At 59.7% G+C, this 8,364-nt stretch carries 5 protein-coding genes and 1 pseudogene; 2 read left to right on the top strand and 4 right to left on the bottom strand.

What is annotated here, in order from left to right:
• Nucleotides 1-33 precede the first annotated feature (33 nt).
• Both K8W16_RS05745 and K8W16_RS05740 read left to right on the top strand, forming a co-directional pair.
• Nucleotides 34-729, top strand: coding sequence for a TonB family protein (locus K8W16_RS05745; protein ID WP_304122004.1), 696 nt, complete (start codon nucleotides 34-36; stop codon nucleotides 727-729).
• Nucleotides 730-750: 21 nt separating this feature from the next.
• Nucleotides 751-3,285 carry a mechanosensitive ion channel domain-containing protein gene (locus tag K8W16_RS05740; RefSeq protein ID WP_304122003.1) on the top strand — a complete coding sequence of 845 codons (2,535 nt, stop codon included), beginning with the start codon at nucleotides 751-753 and terminating at the stop codon, nucleotides 3,283-3,285.
• Nucleotides 3,286-3,436: 151 nt separating this feature from the next.
• On the opposite strand, the gene K8W16_RS05735 is transcribed toward K8W16_RS05740, so the two are convergent.
• From K8W16_RS05735 to K8W16_RS05720, 4 genes and pseudogenes are all read right to left on the bottom strand, one after another.
• Nucleotides 3,437-4,984 carry a GGDEF domain-containing protein gene (locus K8W16_RS05735; protein ID WP_304122001.1) on the bottom strand — a complete coding sequence of 516 codons (1,548 nt, stop codon included), beginning with the start codon at nucleotides 4,982-4,984 and terminating at the stop codon, nucleotides 3,437-3,439.
• A gap of 7 nt (nucleotides 4,985-4,991) precedes the next feature.
• Nucleotides 4,992-5,903 (bottom strand): ABC transporter substrate-binding protein, encoded by a 912-nt coding sequence (locus K8W16_RS05730; protein WP_304121999.1) that lies wholly within the window; start codon nucleotides 5,901-5,903, stop codon nucleotides 4,992-4,994.
• A 469-nt stretch (nucleotides 5,904-6,372) separates the two neighbouring features.
• Nucleotides 6,373-7,647 carry an N-acetylmuramoyl-L-alanine amidase gene (locus tag K8W16_RS05725; protein ID WP_304121997.1) on the bottom strand — a complete coding sequence of 425 codons (1,275 nt, stop codon included), beginning with the start codon at nucleotides 7,645-7,647 and terminating at the stop codon, nucleotides 6,373-6,375.
• A gap of 601 nt (nucleotides 7,648-8,248) precedes the next feature.
• Nucleotides 8,249-8,364 (bottom strand): annotated as a pseudogene (locus tag K8W16_RS05720) (IS5/IS1182 family transposase); the annotation flags it as partial.

The raw sequence follows: 8,364 nt of genomic DNA, 5'->3' as shown, positions 1-8,364 counted from the left end.
CCGTTTTCCTCCGGGGCCGGCTCTGGAGTTTTCATGAACGTGTTTTCGCCTGCCCTTTTGAGCCTCCCCACCCCGGGGAAGCTCCTTTTCCCGCTCATGCGGGCCATGGGCTGCGCTGCGCTTTTTGCCCTTCTTCTCACCCCCGCGCCCTCTTCGGCCGCCACTCTCGCGGCGGATACTTCGGGCGGCTATTCCACCGAGGTGCTCACGCAGCTCATGCAGGTATGGCGTGAGCCTGAGGGCGCGCGCGGCACGGCCTTGGTCGAGCTGACCATCGAGCCCTCCGGCGCTCTTGCCGGCTGCGCGGTGCGCCAAAGCTCCGTCACCCCCGCGGCAGACGCCGCCCTCTGCTCCGCCGCCCAAAACGCTTCCCCCTATCCCTATCCGCCCTTCGGCGCGCAGTCCGTGGTGAGCCTCGCCGCGGCCTACTCCGGCGGGAGGGAGGTCGCGGCCGCTGAGCGCCCGCAGAACTATGCCGACATGCTGCGCCAGTCCATCGCGCCGCGCATCATCATGCCTCAGGGGCTTTCCGGTTCATGGACAACTGTGGTACGCATAGACGTGTGGGCCGACGGCTCCGTAAAAGACTGCCGCATCAGCTCGCCTTCCGGCAACGAACAGGTCGACGCAGCCGTCATGGCGGCCGTACAAAGCCCCGGGGCCATACTCCCGCCCCCCGTCCATGCGGAGCAGAGCGTTTCCCTTTCCTTCACCCTCAGCGCCCGCTGATACCGTCCGCGAGGAAATCCCATGCGCACACCACGCCTTTTCCCGCTGTTTTTCCTGATTGCCTTCCTCCTCTGCCTCGCGCAGCCCGGCCCGACGGGAATCGCCCTCGCCCAGGAGACGGAGGATGAAGAGTCCCTGCAGGAGCAGAGTGCTCCCCTGCCCGACGCCAAGGAGCAGGCCGAAGCCGCCGCCAAAGCCCGCGCAGAAAATGAGGCCAAAGCGGCGGAAAGGGCAAAAAAAGAGGAAGAAGCCCGGGCCGCCGAGGCGGCCAAGAGCGTGCAGGAGGCGTGGGAGTCGCTTCTTGCCTCTCACAACGCCCAGCTTGCGGGCATCATTGAACATTCCCAGACCCTCAAAGACGGCCTTTCCGAGCTTTCTTCCAACACCAAGCAGAGCATTTCCCAGCTGGAGCAGGAATTTCAGAAGCTCGACACCCTCTCCCAGTTGCAGGGCAGCATGCCTTCCGACCTTACCGTGCTCGTGGAACGCCTGCACCGCATCAAGGAACGCATACAGGCCCTTATACGGCCTTTGCAGAACACCCAGGCAGATCTGGAAAAAGAAAAACAGGCCCTCGCCCTGCTCGACAGATCCCTGTCCGGACAGAGCGACGTGGACAGCAAGATTTCCTCCCGCCTCAGGGAAGCCGACAGGAACATCACCAAGCTCCAGAAAAGCTACGACACCATCATTGAACCCGCGCTGGAACTCATTGAAGAAGTGCAGGGGCGCATAAGCGCGCTCATGAAAGAAATGCCCAAGCTCTGGAACAACTATTACTTCCAGTCTTCCGGCCATATCTACGACGTGGTGGCCCTGGGCAAGGACTTCCGCAACCTGGGTTCCCTGCGCGAGCTCTATTCCCTGCGCATCACCACGGAACTGCCGAGCTCCATGGACGCCCTCATGGTGGTGATCGTGCGCATCGTCACGGGCCTTTTCTTCTTCGCCCTGCTCGGAATCGCCTTCTGCCGCACCTCGCGCAGAAGGCTCCCGGAACAGATGCAGGCGGGCGTGGCCCGCGTCATGCGCAACAGCGCCATATGGATAGCACTCGGCATATCCATACACCTCTCCGCCTGGGGCGACGGCAGGATGTACCAGACGGTGGCCACCCTCGGCACCATGTGCCTGTGCTGGGGGCAGATGCTCCTCGCCTGGGACCTCTATGAATTCGAGAACCCCGAAAGGCCGCGCCTTTCCCCGCTCTGGCCCATGTTCCCGCCCCTCATCATAGGTATGGTGCTGCTCAACTTCGACCCCTTTCCCCTGTTCATCTGCGTGGTATGGGTCGTCGTACAGGCCGTGGACCTGTGGAAAACGCGCCGCCTGCCCCTGCCCGCCCAGCCCCTGCCGCGCACCATCATGCGCCTCTACACGGTGCAGCTGTGGATCACCCTCATCATCAGCCTGCTCGGCTTCTCGCGCCTGTCCATCCTCATCAGCATGTGCTTCACCTCCGTCACGGTGACGATCATGCTCTGCGTATCCATCTTCAAGGTGGAACATCTCATCGAGTCCTACCTGCCCAAGGAAGGCGCTATCGCCGTCATGGCAAGCCTCGCCATGGCCCTCGTCATGCCCGTGGTGCTGCTCATCGCCGTCATGGCTGCCGTGGTATGGATACTGGCCTATCCCGGCGGCTACTTTCTCCTACAGAACATGGCCAAGCTCGGCTTCAACATCGGCGACGTCTCCCTGAACGCCATGCAGATCCTCAGCATCTTCATCGCGTTCTACCTTACCCGCGCCCTGCTCGCCGTGGGCAATACCTTTATGGCAGGCATGCAGGCACAGATATCGCGCATTTCCATCTCCCTGCTCGCCCCCATCCAGGCCGTCTACAAATGCCTGCTCTGGGCGATGTTCGGCCTCTACGCCCTGAAGGCCCTGGGCTTCAACCTCTCCAGCCTCTCCATCATCGCCGGCGGCCTTTCCGTGGGTATCGGTATCGGCCTCCAGAATATGGTGCAGAACTTCACGAGCGGCATCTCCGTCATTTTCGGCCAGACCATACGCGAAGGCGATGTTGTGGAGGTGGGGGGCATCACCGGCGTGGTGAAAAAGATCAATATCCGCTCCACCATGGTGGAAACCTACGACAACGCCATCATCTTCATCCCCAACTCCAGCTTCCTGAACAGTACCTTCACCAACTGGACGCACAACAACCGCCGCGTGCGCAAGGAAATCGCCGTGGGCGTGGCCTACGGTTCCGACGTGCGCCGCTGCCTCGACCTCATGCTGAAGACGGCGAAAGAACATCAGAAGGTGCTCTTCTACCCCGAGCCCACGGCCTTCTTCATGAACTTCGGCGCAAGCTCCCTGGATCTCGTGCTGCGCTTCTGGGTGCGCGAGTACAACGACAGCACCTCCGTCACTTCCGACATACGCCTGAGGCTCAACGAAGTCTTTGCGGAGGAAGGCATAGAAATCTCCTTCCCGCAACTCGATGTGCACCTGAAAAACGAAGAAGAATCCGCCCTGCCCCAGACCGCCCTGCCCGAAGCCGATGGTGGGGCCGCCCTGCCGGAAGGAAACGGAAGACAAGCCTGAGCCGGGGCATCTCCGCCCTGCGCGCCCTGATCCTGAAGGCTCCCCGAAACGTCGAAAGCCTCCGCCGAAAGGCGGAGGCTTTCCCATACCGGAAATCCTGCCGAAGAGGCCTCTCCGTGATGCGGAACCCGGAGCGTCTCCGGGGCGCTTCTCAGCCGGGGAAAACCGTCACCTTGTCGCGCCCGTTCTTTTTGGAGGCGTAAAGCGCCTGGTCCGCCTGCGCCATAAGCTCCTCAAAGGTGGCCGCCTCGCCCAGGGCCCGGCAGGCCACGCCCGCGCTGACGGTAAGCACGCCCCCCGGCGCTCCGGGGTGGGCTATGCCCGCGCTGCGGATACTCTCCAGGATACGACCGGCGATAAGCCCGGCAGCGCGGAGATCGGCGCCGGGAATAAGCACGATGAACTCTTCCCCTCCATAGCGGAAAACGGCGTCGGAATGGCGGAGCAGGCTTCCTTTGGCCGCCTGCGCCACCCGGCGGAGGCAACGGTCGCCTTCCATGTGGCCGAACGTGTCGTTATACTTTTTGAAAAAATCAATATCAAACATGATGATGCCCAGAGGCATCCCGGGCATGTCGGCCTTTTTCCGCTCCTCCAGCGCCCAGCGGTTCCCAAGGCCGGTAAGCGCGTCGTGCAGGGAAAGCCTGGCGTACTCGTCGCGCTCTTCCAGAAGCAGGCTTGTCTGTACGTTGAGCCTTTCGATAGTGGAGCGCAGCACCGGCAGCATGTCCATAATCTGCTGGATTTCCCTGATCCTCGCCTCAGACAGGGGCTTGGGCTTCCTGCCCTGCCGCAGATCATGCAGAAAAGCCGCCATGCTGAGGAGGGGCTTCAGGATATTGCGCTGGACCAGGACGAAAATCCCCAGAAGCAATCCCAAGGCGACGCATCCTATCAGAAAAAACTGTACGCGGACATGGGAAACGGTTGTTTCGACCTTCCCCATATCGGAAGATATATTCAACAGCTCCATCGTCACTGCATAGTCCGACAGCGTATCCAGGCTGTCTTCCAGGCGCTCCATGGCTGCAAGCGCCTGCCCGTCCAGCCTGCGGAGAGCCTGCCGTGTCGCCTCCACCATTTCCCGGCAGTCATGAAAGGCACGGCAATCCTGTTCCGGAGAGTTATCGCCGGCACAAAGCCTGTCGATCCCAGAAAAAATGCGGGCGGCGCCATATTCCCGCCCATGGACTTCCCGGGCCTCGCCGGAGGGCGCGTGAGCGGCAAAAGCATCGAAATCCTCCCCCGTCCGCGCCGAAAGCCGCCCCATGATCCATTCCAGACGGCGCTCCCCAAGCTGAAGCTGCCTCCTGATAAAAAGAAGCTTCTCCTTCAGGTCGAGAAGAAGGAGAAGATCCGGCTTGAGCTGAAGCACCTTATCATGAAATTCAGGGCTCTGCTCAAAAACTGCTTCCGCCATGAGCGCCTGGGAGACAACCCGCGCCTTCCGCACCTCATCCTGCCTGCCGGAATTGTAGATAAGCGCAATCTGATGACGAAGCGTCTCAATATTGACGAGTATCCGCTGCTTGCCGATGATCTGGGGAAGATACTTATCCTTCGTTATTTCCGACAGGTTTTCTATACGATAGAACGCGCCGCATACATAAAGAAACGATGCCGACAGAGAGACGACGATAACCGCGAATGTCAGAATTACGGCACGGCGCAAACTGATCCTGCGAAATTTCTCTGCCATGTCAGTCTCAATATATACTGAAGGGGAAATACTTGCGCGCAATACGGCTGTATTCGCCGCTGAGCCTTACGATGCTGAGGCCTGCATTGACCTGTTTGAGCAGCTGAGCGTCGTCTTTCCGCACGCCTATGCACGCATTATTCGTGGGGCTGTCCAGCTCCAGCGGCAGGGCCTGCATGCTGTAGGCAGCGCCTTCCTTGCTCAGAAGAAAGTCGTAGGCAGCAAGTCCGTCGATGATGACGACCTCTGCTTCCCCGGACTTCAATGCTTCTATCAGGCCGGAATGATCCTCATATTCGTAAAGCTCAGCCACGCCTTTCCACATTTTTTCGGCAAGAGCCCTCTGCGCGGTGCCGCTCTGCGTGCCGAGCCTTTTTCCCCGCACCCACTCCTCTGTGACCGACACTCCCTTTTTCGTAAGGTATATGGAACGGGAATGGTAGTAACTGTCGCTGAAGTTCATATAGCGCAGCCTCTCGGGCTTTACCGCCAGCCCGGCCATAATGAGATCCAGCCTGCCTTCCTTCATGGCGTCCAGAAGCTCCTGGAAGGCCATAGGAAGAATGACGCACTCGCGTTTCATGGTCCTGCAGAGGGCATTGGCGATATCGAAATCGAAACCGGAGGTATTTCCCTGCTCGTCCTGCATGGAAAACGGAGGATAATCACGCTCCACGCCCACTCTCAGCGCCGGGAGCTCCGCAGTTTCCGTCTCCGAAAAAAAACGCTGCTGAAGCTCTTTTCTCAGGGCTCTGCTCTCCGCAGTTTCCGGCCCCGAAACAAAACCCGGCTGAAACTCTTTTCCCAGGGCCGTGCTCTCCGCTCTTTCCGCCCGAGCCTCCGTCGTACCGCAAAGGGAAAAGGCAACCATCAGCACGACTGCCGCAACGACGCGGAACACCTTCGCAATGCGAAACATGGTTCTCCTCCACGGACCATATTCTTTCTGCCTTCGGCACCAGCTTCCGCCTGAACGGCACGGGCTCGCCGGGTGCACCGTCACTCCCGCCCCATCGTCCCACAGAAAAGCACTGGCTCTTACGCTGCCGGAACACCGAAAAGCGCCCGGCCTCCCCCCGCGCCTTTCCGAAAAAAGCATCGGATACCCGTCGGGAAAAACCGGCAGACACAGAGCTCCGGTCCCATTCTCCCCGTCTTCCCTCCGCCGGACGGCACTGGGTGGGGAAATGAACATTCTCCCATGTCAGACAAAGCCACACATATTCTCCTCATGACGGAAATACTTGTCAAGGCGGTATAACGGCAAAAGTCTCACCCTGCGCCGCCCATGCACGGCGTGCCTCCACGGCGCAAAATCCCCAGCACGTTTTCCCCTGAGCGGGAAATCTTTCCGCCGCCTCTTCCCCCGCCGTTGCCGGAAGGAGAACCTACTTTTGCAGAAGGCTTCTCGCGTAGCTGTGGATACCGTTGGCAATCCCTTGGGCCACCCTCTGCCGATGCTTGCTTGTCTTGAGGCGTGAGGCCTCGGATTTGTTGGTGCAATAGCCTATCTCCACCAGCACGCTGGGCATGGAGGAGCCCACCAGCACGAAGAAGGGCGCACCCTTCACCCCGCCGTCACGGGTGGAGGCGCCGTTTTTCTTCAGATAACTCAGGGTGCTTTTCTGAATATTCTCCGCAAGGCGGCGCGATTCGCTGGTGCGCGCGCCCGTGAGTATTTCGGTGAGAATCTTGTCCATGTCGCCGAGACGGCCGCTGTCCGCGTTTTCCACCATGGCCAGGCGGCTGGCCGAGCTTGTGCGCGCGAAATCGAGGATATAGGTCTCAAGACCGCTGATGGACGTATTCTCCGCCGCATTCACATGGATGGACACGAAAAGGTCGCCTTTGTTGCGGCGGCTGAAGCGTACGCGCTCGGCCAGCGATATGCCCTTGTTGCCGCTCCTTGTGAGGTGCACCTTGTAGCCCAGCTTTTCCAGAATCTTCTTCAGGCGCTGGGCCACGTCGAGATTCACGTCGCGCTCCACCACGCCGTTGTGCATGGCCCCGGGGTCGCGCCCGCCGTGCCCCGGATCAATGATGATGGTGCGCACCGAAAGCCCGAGCTGTGCGGCCAGCATGTGCGATCCGGCCCGGCCCGGCTTTTCTATATTCACCTTTTTTTCGCTTCCCGAGCCCTTTTTCGACGATGCGGCCTTTTTGCCGTCCATCTTCTCGCGGTATTCCTCTGCGATTTTGGCATGGTCGGCCCGGGAATAGCGGCGGGAAATATGCTCAAGGTGCACGCGGGCCTTTTTCTGATCCTTCAGAAGCTCGTTATACACCACTGCGGCGCGGAAAAGCGCGTCGTCGGCAAGGGCGCTCGAAGGGTACTTCTTTGCCGCCTGCTCGTATACGGCGGCGGCCTTTTTCGCATCCACCGACGATTTCGTGACTTTCGCCTTTTCCTCCAGCGCCACGCCGCAGCGGAAAAGCGCGGCCACACGCAGGTTCCACTTGGGATTGTTGTCGTATACCTCAAGGAATGCGTCGGCGCAGGCCTGCCAGGAATTGGCCCCGGGGCTGCTCCCCTTCAGGCGGGCAAGCTGCGCCTTGGCTCTTTCGTAATCGGGAGGATTGGCGGCGAAAGCCTGCGCGGGCACGCAGAACAGAAGGCAGAGCGCAAGGCAGATCAGGGCGAAAAGGTGATGTTTCTGAACCATGATTCCATCCGCAGCCGAGCCTTGACCGCAACATACGCGGCGTGCAGGAAACGGCTGTGCATCGCCTCCCCGAAAGGCGCGGCGACGGAAAATTTCAAAGGCCCGGCACCTGCCGGAGCCATGCCCCCCAAACAGGGGCTTTTCCCTCCATGACGGAAGACAGATGAAGGAAGTACCGGAATTTTTGCCATTGTTCAGCACACCCTCCCTCCTGTCAATGGGAAAACAGCTTTTGTAACAAAAAGCTGCCGCCCGCCCCTTTTCGCACATGCCTTCCTGCGCCGAAGCCCTGCCGGGAGAGCAGACTCCGCGCCTGTTCCCGGAATGGTTCGAGAAAATACACGCAAGGTTCTTTCTCCGCTCTCCTCCGCCGGGCGCGCCTGCTCCCTTCCGCAAAGTTCCGCCGCAATCCTCGCCCCACCCCGGGCCGAAGGCCGCCGGCGCCTTGCACAGCGGCATGTTGCAGCCATGCCGTGCTCTCTTCAAGCTCTCTGATTTTTTACAAATTAATCGCATGAGTACACATTTAAATAGATTTTTCTTTAATTATTATTGACTTTTTACCTGTAATTGTGAAAAAGTTGCCTAGGTTCAGGACTCATTAAATATAAAAGATGACAATGGCAGCGAGACAAATAGCCGAAAAGAACGTGTGGGCACAACGGTCATAACGCATGGCTATTCTGCGCCAATCCTTGAGTCGGCCGAACATGATTT

The sequence above is a fragment of the Mailhella massiliensis genome (genome assembly GCF_020741395.1).
GTDB classification, from domain to species: domain Bacteria; phylum Desulfobacterota; class Desulfovibrionia; order Desulfovibrionales; family Desulfovibrionaceae; genus Mailhella; species Mailhella massiliensis_A.
The sequence above is the reverse complement of the archived record's forward strand: the minus strand, read 5'-3'. Positions and strand labels throughout refer to the sequence as shown.